The organism is Sinorhizobium sp. CCBAU 05631, assembly GCF_002288505.1.
GTDB lineage: Bacteria > Pseudomonadota > Alphaproteobacteria > Rhizobiales > Rhizobiaceae > Sinorhizobium > Sinorhizobium fredii_C.
This window is the reverse complement of sequence record NZ_CP023064.1, coordinates 1,019,290-1,036,357: the sequence shown is the minus strand read 5'-3', so window position 1 is coordinate 1,036,357 and position 17,068 is coordinate 1,019,290. Positions and strand designations below refer to the sequence as shown.

Below are 17,068 nucleotides of genomic sequence, written 5' to 3'. Positions count from 1 at the left end.
CGGCTCAGAACAGGGTGTAGATGAACGGCGCCACCGCGGTACCCTGCGTCAGCACAACCAATCCGCCAAACACTCCGAGTATGATGAAGATAGGTAGGAGCCAGAACTTCTTGCGGACGCCCATATAGGCCCAGAGTTCACGGATCAGTTCCATATCCATTTCCTCCACTCATCAACCGACAACGCTCTTGTCGCTTTACAACCGCCTGCGTCAGAACTGATTGCGCATCGTCGTCGGGTCCGGTTCATGCGGTTGCCGCTCATTCCAGTACGTGTGCGCACCTTTGTCGAACGCGGCGACGAGCGGATCGTAGCCGCGCAGCCTCAAGAAGACCCCGATCGGAACGAAGGCTACCGCATAGATCAGAAGCATCACCACGGGATTGACGATTTTGAACAGCAACAGGCCGAGTTTCATCCACAGTCGGTTCGGCAAGGCGAGCCAGTCGGGAGAGGCAAACGCCAACAGGACGAGAACACAGCCGATGGCCGCAAGCCCCGTGGTGATCGGAGTGAGCCCGCCGCTGATAAACCACCGCGCGAGAACAAAAGCGAGGAGGATGCCACCGACCGTGTAGCCGAAGCTGCGGTTCGACGGCCCCTCCAAGGCATGCTCGGAAAAAGACTCGTGCGCCTGGTTCATCGGGAACGCCCTCAGCGGCCAGTGCTAATCTCTAAAATAGGATACTGCTCGAAATGCAATCGCCTGCATTGAGGAATAATATAGGACGCATCGTATAGAACAAGCGGCGACCGATCCGGTCAATATACCATTGGATATAGAGAGCAGGCGACGCCTGGTCGGGACCAAGCGGTACAGCGGCATTGATCAAACTTGCTGCGCCAGGCCACTTTTTGGGGGGAGACTCTATCGGCAAAACGCCGTATATTCCGCCGCACAAAAATGCTTTCGTATCAAATTCCTATTTTGAATTCATTTGTGTGAGTTCAAGTGCAAGAGATACGATTCTTATCTGCCAAAGCTGTCAGAACAGACAAGTCGGGATCGGCCGCCTGAACAAGGCGGTCTGCAAAGGCACGACTTGCTGGACGGCTCGTCAGAGAGGAAAAGATGTCATGACGAAGCGGCATCTCGGGCTTGTGGCATGCGCCGTTCCTGGCCTGTATCTGTTGTTAAGCCCAGTCTACGCTCTACTGCATTACCAGCTTTTCGCAGCTGAACCCCCGCATTTCATCCGCTACGTGCTGATCCCGGGCGTGCTGGGAGCCGCGGTGATCGCCATCGGCTTGCTTGCGAAGCCGCGCATTTCCGTACTTGTCGGCATCTGTGCCTCGAGCATGCTGCTCGGCCTCTTCCTCTTCGAGGCGATGCACACGGTCTCGGTGGTCTCAGTCCGGTTGGAAATGCTCGGCCAGCTCAGCGAGGCGCAGGCTGAAACGCTCAGGCGCAACAAGAACATCGTGCCCGGTTTCACGCTTCGGAGCCTGAACCGGCTTTCGGGTACCGACGAGCTACCCGAGGCGCTGCTGTCGGGTTTTCCGGCGACCCAGGTGGTGCTGTGCACGTCAAAGGACGGCATTGTCAGCTATACGGCGGACCGGTACGGCTTCAACAATCCCGACGATGTGTATAGTCGCCGGCTGGATTTGATGCTCCTCGGAGACTCGTTCGTCGAAGGCTTCTGCCTGCCTCCGGGCGAGGACCTCGCATCGAGCGTGCGCGCGGGCGGCGCTACCACAGCGAGCATAGGCATTCGCGGAAATGGTCCCCTGGTCGAACTCGCAATGCTCGGTCGTTTCGGTGAGCTTTTGCGTCCCCGCCACGTGATGATGGTTTTTGTTGAAGGCAACGACTGGGAGAATCTGGAGCGGGAACTCGCAGTGCCCTGGCTTCGACAAGCGCTTTCGCCGGATGCGAACTTCGGTTTGCAGTCGACGGCGCAAGCGACCATGCGCGAGGCTCGCAGCATTCTGGCGGAGCGAAAAAATGCCCCGGTGACGAGTGTCGACCTGCTCACGAGAACATCCTTGCTGCGCAATTTCGTCGCCCTGCAGCAAACTCTCGCACGGCTGGGGTTGGTTTATCCGAAGATTGCCGGCGACAGGCCGGAGTTCAGAAAGATATTGCACCGCGCGAAAGAACTGGCCAAGGGCTGGGGCGGCACTTTCACATTGGTCTACGTGCCGAGGATGGACAGGTTCATCGGGCCGTTCTCATCGGATCGCCCCTTCGATCCGCTGCGGAGGAGGGTACTCGATGCTGCCGCGGCAGAGGGGATTCCCGTGCTTGATCTTCACGAGGCCATACGCGCCCAGCCCGACCCTATTCTTCTGTATGCGCCCGATGCTCATTTCAGTCGTGCCGGGGCCAAATTCGTTGCGAAGGAAATCCTCCGCTCCATCGCGGTGAAGGAGACTGGCCTTCCAATCACCGCAGCGATCAAACGACCTTGCGGCGAAGCATGCCTGCCTCCGATGGCGACCCCGTGATGATCAATTCGAACCTAGCTGCAGCCGCTGAGAAATATTGGCGAGCTCCACGCGGGTCGTGATGTTGAGCTTGCTGTAGACGCTATGAAGGTGAAGCTTGACGGTGCCGGGTGCTATTCCAAGCCGCAGGGCTATTTCGCGGCTGCGCAAACCTGCTGCCGCAAGGCGGGAAATCTCGAGTTCACGCGGGGTCAACTTCTGCATGACCGCGCGGCGTTCGATGTCGCGTTCACGAATTCGATCGATCTCCGCAGTCAAACCTTGATCCACGACAGAGGTTCGGCCGGCCATCACCGCCCGAATGCACTCGACAAGCGCACTTGGCGCCTGTTCCTTGAGAACGATGCCGCGCACACCAATTCTCATCGCCTCGGCAAGTTCCTGATCGCCGATATCGGCGGTCAGAAGGACGCAGGCGAGTTCCGGCCGATCGCCGTGCAGGCGGCGAATAAGGTCGAGGCCGTCGATTTCGGGCATTCGCAGATCGGCGACGACCAGGTCGACCGGCCGGGTCGAGACGACCTCGAGCGCCTCGGCAGCCGTTTTGCATGTTGCAACCACTTGCCAGCCGGGCTCGGCGTCGATCAAGCGGCGCAACCCGTCCAGGACGATCAGGTGGTCGTCGACGACCACGATACGCGGGCTCACGGATGGGCCGGTATCTTGATGGTTATCCGAGTCCATTGCTCCACCCTGTCGATCGAGAGTTCTCCTCCCCAGGTCGCCACGCGCTCTCGAAGGCTCCGCGGACCGACCTTGCTGCTCTCCAGCTCCGCATGCTCGAGGCGCCGGTCAAAGCCGAAGCCCGTTCCGTCATCGTCCACGGTGAGGACCACGGCCCCGCCGTCGAGCCGGAGCCGGGCCTCGAGCGTTCTTGCATGCCCATGACGTGCCGCATTGGCCGTCGCCTCTGCAATCATCCGCATCAGTTCGTCGATGATCGATGACGGCAAGCGGAGGTCTTCGGGTTCCAGAAGGAAGCGAAAGTCGATCGACCATTGCCGCCGCAAGCGTTTGGCCAGTGCCTCCAATCGCGCCACCAGCGGCGAGTCCTTCGCGCCGCCGTGATCGGATCCCGGTTCGAGCGCGCGAATGAGAGCGCGGAGCTCTCTTTGTTCGTCGTATAGCATGGCTTGCAAGGCCATCAGACGCCTGTCGATCTCCTCTGGCTCGGCCGTCGACGAGCGCAGGCTTTGCAGCTGCAAGGCCATGCCCGCCAGGGTTTGCAGCACCCCATCGTGTATATCCCGTCCGATCTTGATGCGTTCCTCAAGGGCGGCTGCGTCGCTGAGACGGCGCAGCAAAATTGCTTGCTCGAAAAGCGTCTTCAGCCGGTCGGCGACAATTTCCGCCATGGCAACGTCGTCAAGTGTCGGGGCAGGGGGATCGAGGAGAAACAGGCGCGCCTCGACGTCGCTCGCGTGGAACTGCACCGAAATCGCCGAAGTGATCGAGAATTCGGCGACGAGGGCGGGGGACGCCGGCAACTCGTCTCCGCGCCATCGATCGAAACGTCCCTCGCCGCGGTGAATGAGGGCTCGCGATCGCTTTGCGTCGATGATCAGAAGACTTGCATGCTCCAGCGCTTCGGGTGTCCACGGCAGATAGGCGGTCGGCGACAAATGCCTCACCTCGCATGCGCCGTTCTCCCATGTGGCAAGATGGGTCCAGGGTTCGTCGCCGTCACTCCAGATCAGTAGTGCGCGGCCGACGCGCATCACCTGCGCGGCATAATCCAGCGCCGCCTCGGCCGGCCAATCGCGCCCGTCGGGCGCGCCGGGCGTCCGCTCGACGAGCCGCAACAACTCGGAGCGCACCGCCTCCTGATGAGTCCCGAGCCATGTGAGAAGAACCGTTGCCGTCAGCAGGAAGAGTATGAACGACAGCGCGACTGCCGCGTCGACGTCCGAGTTGAAGGGCCAGACGGTATTCGAAAGCGCCAGATATGCGAGGATCGCGACGCCGATGAAACCGGTCCACAAGGCACCGCGCCAGAGCCAGTGCAGCGTCGCTGTCAGCTGGACGAACGGCATGAGCATGAAGACCGGGCCAGACACCCGGCCGGTAAGCAGCGCCAGGGCAACCAAAGTGGCGACGTCGATGATATGCCGCACGAGGGTCCCGCGGACCCTATGGACCTGGGCCTTCCAAACGAAATGGGCTGCAGCGATGGCGTAAGCGAGATAAGCGACGAGCAGCCAGAAAACGAGTTGCGAGCGCGCGGGCCAGATGGCGGCATCGAGCCATGTAATCCACAGGCTGCCGATCGCCAGGACGATGCGAGCGATGGCGATGACCGCGTCCGAGCGAGCCCGGAATGTATTGATCCAAGTCTGTCGATTGGTCGCCGGGGCCAACCCGTTTTCGGCCCGCACTGTGGAAATCGCGGAGGCCCAGTACTTCACCGCCAAGTCCTCTCTTCAGGCAGGCAATCAACCCCGGTCTTTCGGCAGGCCAGAGGGGATTATGTCGAATTGCATTTCCAAAGACCAGATTCGTTGCCGACTTTCCGGCTCTGGAGACGAAGGCCGCCTCGGCTAGTCCTAAGGCGCATGTGGACGGAATCTGCCGTGTACCGCCGGGCGCCTGCCAGTCGGGGAGGCCCAGGCCACCACCTCGATGCACGCGCCGTCGCCGCATAGAACGACGAATCCGCGTTTTGAATGGCATTGAACCTGTCCGACCAAACCGATGTAACGGCCGGCGTTCTCGAACTCCACGGCTGCGTCGATACGGACCCGCTCGCCGCTGTAAAAGGAAAATGCACCGGGGTAGGGGGCGCCGACTGCACGGATCAGCCGGAGCACGGAGACGGCGGACGCATTCCAGTCGATCAGGCCGTCCTCGGCGCTTCGCTTCGCACAATAGCTAGCCTGGTCATGATCCTGCTCTCTACGTGGGGGATTATCCGTCTCGACGAGCGCGATCGCCTCGACCACCATCTCGCGCAAATTCGTTGTGTGCTTTGCATAGAGGTTGCGAGCGGTTTCGTCGGCCGCGACGGCGAACAGCCGCTGAAGCAAGATCGGGCCGGAATCGATGCCTTCATCCAGCCAGAACAGCGTTGATCCGGTCACTTCCTCGCCGCGCAATATCGTCCAGGGAATGACCGCGCGACCGCGCAGACGCGGCAAGGCGGCAGGATGGAACCCGATCGTACCCAGGCGCGCGACATCTCGAAAGGCCTGCCTGCAGACCTGCGACCAGCCGATGACGAAGGTGAGGTCGGGCTCGACCGCCGCCATCGCCTCCAGCACGTCCGGCTGATTGATATCCGACGCGTAGCGAACGGCGCAACCGGCGGCGCGCCCCATGGCCCCCAAATCGGCAAAATCGGAGTGGCGCCCGGCCAGCTCAGGCGGCAGGGTGACAACGAGCGTAGGAGCGCGCCCCATCCTTATGAGCGCTTCGAGAGCGATTACGGAGCTCTCCACGGCACCGACGAAAACGATACGCATGATCCAACAACCGCCGACTATCGACGAGCGCGGGATGTCATTTCCCGGCGGCAACGAACGATGTGATGCTATGCTGGCCGCATTGAACTCCAAGGACGACCATGATGTCCAGTGCAGGAATCAGACAAGTCCGCCGCGACAGCACCTTGGATTTGCGCCGCAAAAGGAGAAGGCGGCCGCCCTTGCCCTCGGATGAAGCGGCGTTTCAGAATTGGTGACCCGCCGTATTCGCGCCAAGAAATGGCTAAAAGATGAAGCGATTGAATAAGATATACGTAGCTTCCGAAACTACAGGTGGCGATGGGGCGAACTAAATTATTGCGCCCTACTAAACATTTCACTAATCTAGAACGATAGCGAAAATTGTTGCTTAAGATGGTTTCCATGACGACGTTCGTTTCTAATGGCAGCCTCTCTGCTCGCTCCCACTACCGAGAAAGCGTTGAGCTTGCCGTTCAGCGCAATGGGAATTCGGTAGGTCTGCTAGATGCTTGGGCGCTCGTCAAACGGCGCATGCGGCTCCTTGCGACAGTGATCGTCGGGTGCACTTTGCTCTCTGCGATCGCATCATTCACGCTGCCAAAAACCTACACGGCCAGTTCTGAAGTCGTGCTCGAGCGGAAAGACGTTCGACCGTTTGCTACTGACGCTTCTTTGACGACCGTCGACCGTGATCGCTCTGCAGCAGAAACCGAGATGGATGTCTTGCAGTCCAGACAATTTGCCGGCCGCGTGGTCGACAGATTGGAGCTCATCAACAATCCCAGCTTCAACCCCTATGCTCGCCAGGCCAAACAACCGCAAAACATCGGTGGCGGACTTCTTGCGTACTTACAGGGAATAATCGGAATCGATCAGTCGCCCGATCCGGTCAGAACTCTGCCGGATCTGAAAGCTCAACGGGACCGCGCAATCTCGACACTGCTGCCCCAGCTCAATGTCAGCCGGACCGGAGAGAGCCTTGCGGTAAGAATTACCGTATCGAATCCCAGTCCCAGGCTCGCTCAGGAAATCGCCAATACGATTGCCAAGCTGTACGTCGAATCCTCGCTCGAATTCAAGCAGGACGAGCGGATCGCCGACAAGCAGCGGGCCATTAATACGGGTGGCGCGGTCGGGTTCCTCCGGCAAAGCATGACGCAGCCGCTTCTGGTCACATTGCGGGCAGAAGAGGCCCGATTGCTGCAGAGCAAAGCGGAGATCGCGGCGAAGTTCGGCAAGAACCACCCTCAGATGATCGATGCAGATTCGCAAATCGCGGGCGTACGCAGCATGATCGAAGAGGAGGTTCGGCGCATCTTGTTGGACCTTGAGGCGGAATCGCTGAAGCCGAGCGCCCGGATCGTATCGGCGGCGGAACTCCCGAATTCACCATCCTTTCCCAAGGCAAGCATCATTGTTCCGGCGACATTTGCCGGGTCGACCTTGTTGGCCTTCTTGCTCGCCCTCCTGTTCGAGGCGACTGATACGCGAATCCGCAGCGGCCAGCGCACCGCCGAACTCCTGAGAATTCCCAACTTGGGCTATGTGCCGAAAATCCCGAAACATTTTTCGTCGCACGGCACCAAGCGATCGTCATGCATACCGGACTGGAGCAATGTGACATCGGCCGAAGCGGAGCGTTCGATCTATATGGCGTCCCGCTTCTCGGAAGCCAAGCAGCTGCATCGCGTCGTGATGGTCACCTCATGCCGTCACAACATTGCAAACGCATCGACTGCGTGGGGAATTGCAACGGCGGCGGCCGCAGACGGCCGCCCCACCGCCTTCGTGAACCTGGACTTCCATCAGCACAGCATTCCCTTTTTGAAGAGCATGGGGCGCTCACCCGAACTCCTCGAGCGCTATCTCAACAATGAAGCGACCCTCGCCGATGTCGTGCAAACGATTCCGACCTTGCCGGGCCTAGGTTATCTCGACGCGACGCTGGCAATGACGGAGCCGTTCAGACTCATCGACTCCGACAAGCTATGTGAACTGATCCAGGCGCTCAGGCAGAGCGGGTATGATTTTCATTGTGCTTCACGCCCCGCCCGTCCTCAGCTCGGGCGATGCGACTTGGCTCGCACCCTTTGTCGACGGGGTCATCCTGATGGTGTCCTGGGGCGAGACAACCGAGGACCAATTGTTGGTGGCCGTTTCCCAGCTTCGGATGAATCATGCGCCACTGATCGGCACGGCAATCAATCAAGTCAATCCTGACATTCATAGACGCCACCGCTACGGAGGCTACGTGATAACCTCGAGGCGTTTTCCGGCGGGTGGATGGATCAGGAGCCGGTCCCGCGGAAATGGTGCGATCGCCGACCGCCCGATCAAGGAAACGAATACCTCGTCGGTCCTTTCGGTGAGAGCCGCGCCCAATTCTCCGTCGAAGATGGTGTAATTCGGCAACCCGAGGGCCCGCGCTCGTATTTGCTGAAACCGAGCAAGGCTCGTCTGTCGGAGGAGATCGTCTGAAAGGGCGGGCCCACAAGCTTTCCGTCGGTCTCGGCTCCAGCGTTTGTTGTAGAACGGAGAATCCAACATGAGCAACGGGCGGCCGCGGACCGTGTGCTTTCCTTTCATCGGGGATTTCATAGGCGGCAGTCATCTGTCCGCCCTCGGACTGATACGAAATCTTCCGAAACCGTTGTTCGCGCCGCTCGTTGTCCTCCATGATACCGAGGGGCCGGTGGCGGAACTGTTTCGCCGCGAAGGTATCGACTTTGAACCAGCGCCCGTCTTGAACCGCCTGGAGCGGGCCGGCGCGCGCAACGGCACGGCGGCGCTCAATGTCGCCCGCACTCTTCCGGCGCTTGTCAGATATTTGCGGGGCAGGGACGTCGCAATCGTGCACACCAACGACGGTCGCGCACATCTCATGTGGGGTCTCGCAGCTCGATTGGCGGGATCGAAGCACCTCTGGCACCACCGTGGCGACGCGACGTCCTTCGGCTTGCGACGCATCGCGCCCTGGCTTCCGAACCGTCTCGTGGCCGTTTCGAAATTTGCCTCGCCACGCCCTGGATTTATTTCAGCGGCGGCCAAATGCAGCGTCGTTCATAGTCCATTCGACGTCATGAAAGCGAAAGAGGTCGAGCGGGAAGACAGTCGAAGAAACATCATCGCCACGATTGGGTGCGCGCCGGAAACAAGGCTCCTCGGATATGTCGGAACCCTGGTCGATCGCAAGCGGCCAATCCTTTTCGTCGAGGTGCTCGCGGCCCTGCGGCGGCTGGAGCCGAGTTTAGAGTTTGCCGGGCTGTTCCTGGGAAACGCTCTGAACGGGCTTGACGACGCCGCAAGATCGCGCGCGCAAGCCCTTGGGGTCGGCGACCGCGTGCATTTCATGGGTTTCCGCTATCCGGGCGAGCCTTGGATCGCGGGGCTGGATGCTCTTTTGGTGACGGCGGTGAACGAACCGCTCGGAAGAACGCTCGTCGAAGCAATGCTGCTCGGAACGCCGGTCATTGCAGCAGATTCGGGTGGCAATCCCGAGGTCGTAGAGGACGGCGAAACGGGCATGCTCGTTCGCCCGGAGGATCCGGACGAATTCGCAAGAGCTTGCCTAAAACTGTTCGGCGACTCCGGCTATCTGGCGCACATCGTGGAAACGGCGCGCAACCAAGCACGCGCCCGCTTCAGCATAGAGCGCCACGTGCACGCAATCACGGCGGTCTACGAAGACCTGCTGCGCACGGGCGGCATTAAGGGCGCCGACCGAGTGCAGGCCCATAGCCGGTGACGGGGCAGCGATATGCGGCGCGAGGCGACAGTGTCACACCTAGGCAAAACAACGACACTTCACGTTCATTCCGATACCCACCTGCGCGCGCCGGCCTTGCCTGCAATCGAACGTGCCTTCCTCTATATGGGCGTGTTCCTGGCGCCCTATGCAACACTGCGGTTTTCCGAGCTATTCTTTACGCTCAGCGATTTCTTTTTCTGCCTCAGTCTTTCTCTTCTTTTCATAACCGGGCGGATCTGGAGCAAGCCGCTCGGCGAAGCAACGCCGCTTTGGCTTATCGCGTTCACGCTCTTGTTCGTCGGGCTAATGGTCGGCAGCCTCTTGCATGACAGCCCCGAACGAGGGCTGATCGTGACGGCGCAATATTTGTTCGCCTACGTATTCCTGATGTTCATTCTGATCCGAGATGAGCCCAGGGTAGCCTATCGTTTGGCGGCCATTTTCCTGGTCAGCATGGTTCTCATCGATATTCACGGCATCATTACCTTCTACACGGTTGGCTATGTGCCTGGAGAAGGAAAGGGCGTCGTTACCGGTGGACGGCGTTTGGCGACAGTCCTTCGCAACCCGAACTTGGCTGCGGCGATGAATGCCCTGACGCTGCCAATTCCGCTCTTCTTGTGGGCGACCGGCCGGATCAAGTCATACGTCGCCTTACCGGTAATAGCGATATTCATAGGTACGGTGATACTTACCAGCTCGAATAGCGGTCTGTTCGTAACGTTGCTTTGTCTAGGCGTCTTCACGGCGTTTCTTTCGACGCCCAAGCTGTTGCTACGGTTGGCGCTTGCCGGCGGCATACTTGCTGCGGCTGTGGCGGGCTTTGGAAGCAAGGACCTGTTGCCCAAGACATTTCAGACGCGTGTTTTGGGCGCGCTTTCCTCCGGCGACATATCCGAAGCGGGAACGTTCGTTTCGAGAGCCGCGCTGATCGAGGAAGCACTCCAGACGATATCCGATAAGCAGATTGCCTTTGTGGGTTTGGGAGCGGACGAGTTCCGGGAGAGAAGTGTACAAACCGCTCCCGTTCACAATCTCTATCTTCTCCTCTGGGTCGAAGGCGGGCTGCTCGCGCTCCTGGGCTGGATCATGTTTTCGGCCGTCCTCCTGCTGCATGGATTGACGCTCAAAAGGGGCGGAGGAGATAAGAGGGCGCTGGCAGCGATGACGACGACCATTGTGGTTTTTCTGACGATTGCCCTGTTCAATCCGCATATGTACGCGCGGTATTGGACGATCCCTATTTTCTTGTGCTGCGGACTCGGCCTCGCGCAATTCCGCCAGACCGAAAGATTTAGAAGGCGCGGAGCTTAAGGCCCGAGGGCTTTGTCGTTCACGGAATCAGGCGGCTAACCGCGTCGCATCATATCTATTCATGTGTAGCGGTTTTATGTCGAAAAAATAGTTGGCGAATAGTTGGAGAGGAAGTACGTTCAGGGCCGAGCGGTAGTAAAGCTGGCCGGGTTGCTAATCAGGCGTGCATGCATTATCATATATTCTTTGTTTCACTTGTTTTGTGAACGAGAGCAGCCAATTCCCCCGCTGAATTTGAAATAACTGGTCGGCGCGTGCTGACGTCCGCGGCTAGAAGATTGTAGTCGATCGCATCTGCTGGTGGGACGTCCGCGATCCGTGCAAGCATAATTGAAGGCAAGTTCAAGCAGCCGCTCATATGAAAGGCTATGATGATGCCCTCGCAGCCCGCTCGCATTGCTTACATCGCAGGTTACGGACGCAGCGGGACCACCTTGCTCGACATTGCGTTGGGGCAGCACGATGCCGTGCTGGGGGCGGGTGAGATAACGTCGCTCACACGGCATGTTTGGCGTCACAACGAATATTGTGCCTGCGGCAATCGGATTCGGGACTGCCGTTTCTGGAGCACCGTTTGCCAGGAATGGCTGGCGAACTCGGACCCGACGCTCATGTCGGAGTATTGCGGCCTTCAAGAAAAATTCGAGGGTCTGCCCGTGCTTGCACGGATGTTTTCCGGGCTCAGTCTCGGCAAACAATTTGCGGCCTATGCGCTGCACACGGAGCGTCTGATGAACGCGATGCTTACCTCTTCCGGCAAGCAGGTCATCGTCGATTCTTCGAAATTGCCGGGAAGGGCGATGGCGCTTGCGCAGATACCGGGAATTGACATGCGGGTCATCCACATGGTGCGTGACGGGCGCGGCGTGGCCTGGTCATTGCTGAAACCCTATGCGCGCGACGCGAACTCGGGATTGCAGAAGGAGATCCGGCCAAAATCGGTACTTAGAACGGCGCTGCGATGGAGCATAGTCAATCTTGCGGTCGAATATCTCTCGCGAAAACTGGGCCCGGATAAAGTGCTGCGTGTGAGGTATGAGGATTTCGTCTCCGACCCCGTCGGCATCATGCGGCAGATCGGGGCGTTTCTGGAGCTCGACCTCCAACAAATCGGTTCTTCTTTGCGGAATGGCGAGCCGGTCGGTCCAGGGCACCAGGTCGCGGGCAATCGGCTGCGCATGAATGGATCTGTCGCACTCACGAGGGACGAGTCTTGGCGGGCGCGGATGCCGGCCGGCCAGCAGCTCTCGTTCGAGCGGCTGTGCGGCTGGATGCTCAGACGCTACGGCTATCTTTAAGCATCGCCTGCAGGAGCGAGGGAAAACCTATGCTGGCTGCGCGTTCAGCTGTTTCGCGAAGGTCCCGACATTGGAGGCACCCCGACATTGTCGCGGCTCAGCTGATGTTGGCAGGGCTGCTCCTTGGATCGCAGGTCGGGCCGGTGCGGGAGGCCGAAGCTGCAACGGCAGTGCAGGAACCTCTTTCACCCAAGCTGCCGGACGGCAGGCAGCGTGCCTTTCCGACGGCCGAAGGCTTCGGCGCCGGTGCCGTTGGAGGCCGCGGCGGTAAGGTCATCTATGTCGTCAACACGAACGAGTCGGGCCCAGGATCTCTGCGCGGGTGCATAGAAGCGTCTGGACCGCGCGTCTGCATCTTCCGCACCGGCGGCACGATCACGCTGCGCGAGAAATCGCTGTTGGTTCGAAATCCGTTCCTGACGATTGCCGGGGAGACTGCTCCGGGCGGCGGGATCGCCATTCGCAACGGTGAGACACAGATTCGTCCTTCCATTGAAATTTGGACCAACGACGTGATCATCAGGCATATTCGCCTTCGACCTGGGCCGCATGCGCGCAAGGCGTGTTGTTCCGGCGGTCTCGGAATGTACTCTGAGGCGGCAAGAGACATCATGCTCGATCATATCTCCGCCAGCTGGGGATCGGACGAGACGGTAGATTCGGAAGACGCCAGCCATTTCACCTGGCAATGGGGAATTGCCAGCGAGCCGCTGCTGAAAGGCGGGCCGGGGAAAAACAATCGTGCTCGCAACATGTTGTTCACTAAGGGTGGCAACGTCTCGGTGCACCACTCGCTCTTCGCGTTCGGCAGGTTCAGAAATCCGCAGATAAAGATGAAACTTCCCGGCGCGGTTGCGGATGTCGTGAATAATGTTCTCTTCTCGCCAGAGTGGCAATACGTCGTGAGCTTTGGCGATGAATGGACGCATATTCAGGCCAATGTGGTGGGCAATTATAAGATCGCAGGACAAAAGTTGCGCAACGACCACCTGGTGCATCTTTTCCCCGAAAGCGGCCTCGGGCACTCGATCTATGTAAAGGACAACTATGACGAACCGTATCGAACTGCGCCTGACCAGGATGACAGCTTGGTTCTCGCTGAGGATCAAAGACGTTTTGTTGTGAAGGCGCCGTTCGAGGCGCCGGCCATCCGGACGTCCGCGCCCATGGCCGCCTTCGAGGAAGTTCTGGAGAATGCCGGTGCCACAAAGCCCGAGCGCGATGAGGCCGACAGCCGCATTGTCGAGGATGTGAAAAGTCGCAGCGGGCGCCTGTTGAAAACGGATCCGCGCGAGGTCGGCGGATGGCCCGATCTTGATGCTGGAACGCCATACCAGGACGGGGACATGGACGGCATTTCAGATGATTGGGAGGTGAAATACGGCCTGGATCCGGCAAAGGCCGACGATGGTCAGCAGGACATGGATGGTGACGGGTGGTCGAACCTCGAAGAGTTTCTCCACGTCATGGCCGGCGATCCGGGAGACGGCGATTTCCGGCCGCTGCCGGATCCGCAATGAGCTACCTTAGACGTCCTTAAATCGTTTCGATCTAGGGGTAAGACATGCAGCAGGGTTGAGGGGGCCATGAACCTGAGTGCCAGCGAGTTCTATTCATCGGGCGCGGATACGACCGATGCAGTCTTGGAGTCTGCCTTCTTTGCCAAGCTCAAGATGCGAAACGGCACCTTCAAGCTGACCCAGCCGTCGCGCTTTCAGGAGCTGGAGGTCGCGTTCCGCCCCCATGTCCAGGAGCGGGCAGGCTCGCTTCGCGAGGTTCTGGACGTCGGAGTTTCGACCGGGCTGACAACCGTGGAACTCGCCAGATTCCTGAGTGATTGCGGCAGTGCTGCCAGCATCACGGCAACCGATCTCTTCATCGAGGCCCACATCGTCGAACTGTTTCCGTGGTTCAGAGTGTTCTGCGATCCGGGGGGCTGGCCATTGCAATATGACCTCAGGGGTATCGCGATCCGTCCCTGGATCCGAAGACTGGACTACGTGACGCTTGCATTTATTCCGCTCATGCTTAGCCGCAGCATTCTACAAGCACGCCTGCGATCGCGCATAAGCGCGGGTGTGAGCACGCCGGTGCGAATGGTTACCCGGTCGCTGCCGCCTAATGGTGCGATCGTGTTCGTTGAAAATGACATAATGCGTCAGTCGGAACGCTTTATCCGCCGGTTCGACATGATACGCGCCGCCAATATTCTGAATACGGGCTACTTTTCTGCGGATCAGCTTCATGTCGCAATTGAGAATATTCAAGCCTATCTCCACGGTCCTGGCGCCTTGCTCATGATCGCCCGCACCAATCGCGCTGGGGAAAACGCTGCCACCCTGTTTGAGCTAGACGAGGACGGATCATTTACCGCACTGGGGCGCGTGGGCGGCGGGTCGGAGATCGAAAGGCTCGTGCTGGATTTTCGCGGGCCGCAACCGTCGACGGCTATCGGAGCGTTGTCGATCGGGCGCCAGTAGCGTAGCCGGGCCAGCTGAACTAGTGAACGCCCCCATTTTTCAGCCACCCGTTCAGATCCCTGCCGACGATGGCGCCGAGCTTTTCTATTTCGGCGGCGTAGAAGTCGCCCATGCGTTCCCTGAGTTCTCGGGTCAGCGGCGCATACTCGACTTCGGCAGCGGCGATCGACCGCAGTCTCTTGAATCCCGCATTGTTCCTGAAAGGAGCGACGATTGGCTTCAACGGGCGCAGCAGACGGCGCAGCGTAGGGTTGATCATCGGCTCCGCCTTGTCCTTGACCTTTTTCTCCAGCGGCTGGAGCGGCATGTCGTCCGTCATCTTCATGAACTTGCTAATGCGATCGAGCTGTGCAGACGCATCTATTCGCATGTCCTCATAAAGAACGACGAGGATCTGCTCGGCCGGAAACCGATCAAAATAGGCGCGCAATTGCTGGAAGTAGAGACCACCGTTCAGGAAGCGCCCGCCGGCACCCATGCGCGGGTCAAGATATGTGGCGATGTCGCGGCCGACTTCGCCCCGGCGGTATAGCATGCAGTAGTCCGAGTAGGCCCGCTCGATCGGATTGCGCAACTGGGCGATCAGCATCGCGCCTGGAAGTTTCTGGCATATCCGCTCAGCTGCGCCCTCTGTATCCAGATAGGAATTGGATTTTTCGCCGACGAGGCGTCGATCCTTGGGCCCTTCGAAGTTCGACAGATACCACTCGTCTCCGCGGTCATAGTAGCGACTGAAATAATGCAGCTCTGGAGCCGGCATGTAGATGCGCGGGTGCTGCTGCAGCGATTGCTGCAGCCACGTCGTGGCGCTCTTGGTGGCGCCGATAATCAGGAAATCGATATCGTGCAGCTTCATGGATTTCCCTCCGTCACAGCTGTCGAGAGAAGCTTCTGGCGATCTTGCCTATGTCTGCCGATACGCCACTGCCATCATCCAGAGCCAGATGGCGGCCATGACAATGTGGGCCAAATTGGCGCCCATCGGGCCGATCCGCGGGACCAGCGCCAACGCGGTGCCATGAAACGCGATTGTCGCGACGAGCACGCTGCTTAGAACCCGGTCCTCCCGCCCCATGGCAAGGAGCGCTGAGCGCGTTATAGTACCATAGAGCGTCATGGTCGCCGCGATCGATTGAACGATGACCAAGGGCCCTGCCGCCTCGAAATCCGGACCGACAGCCAGTCTCAGCACCGGATCGATCGTCAAAGACACGGCGCCGACCAGCAATATTCCGAAGCCGAGAAGAAGCACTCGCATCTGTGTGACGGCCCGATGAAACGCTTCGATTGCGCTCGCGGCCCAGGCCCGGGCCAGATCCGGATAGAGCACCGCCTGCACGTGATCTCCGATCTGCAGGGTCATTCGGCCAATGCGCTTGGCGATGTGATAAAGACCTGCCGCGGTCGGGTCGGCCAGGTAGCCGACGAGAAGCGTGTCGAGCTGGTTGGCACTCGAACGCAGGGTCAATGACAGGTTCGTCGAGATCGCGAATTTCCAGAGGCCTGGAAAATGAGCGCTGATACCGCGGACAGGAGCCTTAAGCATGCTCGCCAGCATTCCCTGTCTTCGCAACTCCGCAAGCGAAAGGAAGAGAACGGACAGCGAGCCGAAGATTTGGGCCGCCATCCATATCAGCACGAAGTCCTGCAAGGTACCGCCGAAGGCAAAGCCGATTGCGCACAATCCCGCGCGGAAAACGCTCGAGGCGACCTGGCCATAGGCGATTGTTCGAAACTTCCCGAACAGGCGCAGCACGGCCAGCGGCATGCCGGAGATGCGAAACGGCAGAATGGCACAAAAAAGCGTGACAAGTCCGGACATCTCGGACGAGATCCCGAGCCACGGCCCGAAGGCCCACACGAGCGCCACGGCAATCACGCATCCGGTCGCAGCCGCAGAAACATCGAGCAGAAGCCCGAACTTGAACAACGAAGCAAGCGTTTCCGCGCTCTTCGATTCGGCGCCGAACTTGATCAGTGGTTGCCAGGACTGGAAGTTCACGAGCCGCTCTATGGCGGCCGTATAGGTGAAGCAAAGCGCCAGGACGCCATACTCGGACGGACCAAGCGCCCTGGCCGTCAAGGCGAATCCAACAAGGCCGAGCAGGGAGGTAAGCGCATTCCCCGTAAGGAGGTGCCTTATATTTCCCAGGCGACCCTTCAGTCCTTTTTCCCGAGCGAGCATCTTGTGGAGGCGGTTGAAATATTTGGCCAGCTCTTCTCGTATCGCCAAACGAGACCTCCCGCCTCTAGCGAGGCCGCCCTGTCGAAAAACGCGCCGCCCTTCGCCCGTGGCGCAGGGCCGATGCACTCATAAATCTATCGGGAGTGAGCCTG

At 59.4% G+C, this 17,068-nt stretch carries 13 protein-coding genes and 1 pseudogene; 7 read left to right on the top strand and 7 right to left on the bottom strand.

The window, feature by feature from the left end; genetic code table 11:
- Positions 1-4: 4 nt before the first annotated feature.
- A complete protein-coding gene (locus SS05631_RS24280; RefSeq protein ID WP_082912469.1) occupies positions 5-154 on the bottom strand; it encodes a DUF5989 family protein in 150 nt (49 codons plus the stop codon).
- Positions 155-211: 57 nt separating this feature from the next.
- Positions 212-643, bottom strand: a complete 432-nt coding sequence (locus tag SS05631_RS24275) for a hypothetical protein (RefSeq protein WP_037416804.1) — start codon at positions 641-643, stop codon at positions 212-214.
- Positions 644-1,077: 434 nt separating this feature from the next.
- Between SS05631_RS24275 and SS05631_RS24270 the strand changes: the two genes are divergently transcribed.
- Complete coding sequence (locus SS05631_RS24270) at positions 1,078-2,451, top strand: SGNH/GDSL hydrolase family protein (RefSeq protein WP_050988211.1); 1,374 nt, start codon at positions 1,078-1,080, stop codon at positions 2,449-2,451.
- Between the two features lie 3 nt (positions 2,452-2,454).
- On the opposite strand, the gene SS05631_RS24265 is transcribed toward SS05631_RS24270, so the two are convergent.
- The 3 genes from SS05631_RS24265 to SS05631_RS24255 all read right to left on the bottom strand — a co-directional run bounded on the left by SS05631_RS24265 (position 2,455) and on the right by SS05631_RS24255 (position 5,909).
- Complete coding sequence (locus SS05631_RS24265) at positions 2,455-3,135, bottom strand: response regulator transcription factor (RefSeq protein WP_037416807.1); 681 nt, start codon at positions 3,133-3,135, stop codon at positions 2,455-2,457.
- Positions 3,096-4,856, bottom strand: coding sequence for a sensor histidine kinase (locus SS05631_RS24260; RefSeq protein WP_037416974.1), 1,761 nt, complete (start codon positions 4,854-4,856; stop codon positions 3,096-3,098). The genes SS05631_RS24265 and SS05631_RS24260 overlap by 40 nt, the downstream gene beginning before the upstream one ends.
- A gap of 138 nt (positions 4,857-4,994) precedes the next feature.
- A complete protein-coding gene (locus SS05631_RS24255) occupies positions 4,995-5,909 on the bottom strand; it encodes a formyltransferase family protein (RefSeq protein WP_037416810.1) in 915 nt (304 codons plus the stop codon).
- A 384-nt stretch (positions 5,910-6,293) separates the two neighbouring features.
- Here SS05631_RS24255 and SS05631_RS24245 point away from each other — a divergent pair.
- From SS05631_RS24245 to SS05631_RS24220, 6 genes and pseudogenes are all read left to right on the top strand, one after another.
- Positions 6,294-8,295 (top strand): annotated as a pseudogene (locus SS05631_RS24245) (Wzz/FepE/Etk N-terminal domain-containing protein).
- A gap of 141 nt (positions 8,296-8,436) precedes the next feature.
- Positions 8,437-9,636, top strand: coding sequence for a glycosyltransferase family 4 protein (locus tag SS05631_RS24240; RefSeq protein ID WP_037416815.1), 1,200 nt, complete (start codon positions 8,437-8,439; stop codon positions 9,634-9,636).
- Between the two features lie 12 nt (positions 9,637-9,648).
- Positions 9,649-10,953, top strand: coding sequence for an O-antigen ligase family protein (locus tag SS05631_RS24235; protein ID WP_037416818.1), 1,305 nt, complete (start codon positions 9,649-9,651; stop codon positions 10,951-10,953).
- A 371-nt stretch (positions 10,954-11,324) separates the two neighbouring features.
- Positions 11,325-12,251 (top strand): sulfotransferase, encoded by a 927-nt coding sequence (locus tag SS05631_RS24230; RefSeq protein WP_037416980.1) that lies wholly within the window; start codon positions 11,325-11,327, stop codon positions 12,249-12,251.
- A 104-nt stretch (positions 12,252-12,355) separates the two neighbouring features.
- Positions 12,356-13,771: a pectate lyase gene (locus SS05631_RS24225; RefSeq protein WP_172900196.1), complete on the top strand. Its 1,416-nt coding sequence runs from the start codon at positions 12,356-12,358 to the stop codon at positions 13,769-13,771.
- A 66-nt stretch (positions 13,772-13,837) separates the two neighbouring features.
- On the top strand, positions 13,838-14,731 hold the full coding sequence (locus SS05631_RS24220) for a hypothetical protein (RefSeq protein WP_037416821.1): 894 nt from the start codon (positions 13,838-13,840) through the stop codon (positions 14,729-14,731).
- 19 nt (positions 14,732-14,750) lie between these two features.
- Here SS05631_RS24220 and SS05631_RS24215 read toward each other — a convergent pair whose 3' ends face one another.
- Positions 14,751-15,587 (bottom strand): sulfotransferase, encoded by an 837-nt coding sequence (locus SS05631_RS24215; RefSeq protein WP_037416824.1) that lies wholly within the window; start codon positions 15,585-15,587, stop codon positions 14,751-14,753.
- 48 nt (positions 15,588-15,635) lie between these two features.
- Positions 15,636-16,964 (bottom strand): lipopolysaccharide biosynthesis protein, encoded by a 1,329-nt coding sequence (locus SS05631_RS24210; RefSeq protein ID WP_037416827.1) that lies wholly within the window; start codon positions 16,962-16,964, stop codon positions 15,636-15,638.
- Positions 16,965-17,068 lie beyond the last annotated feature (104 nt).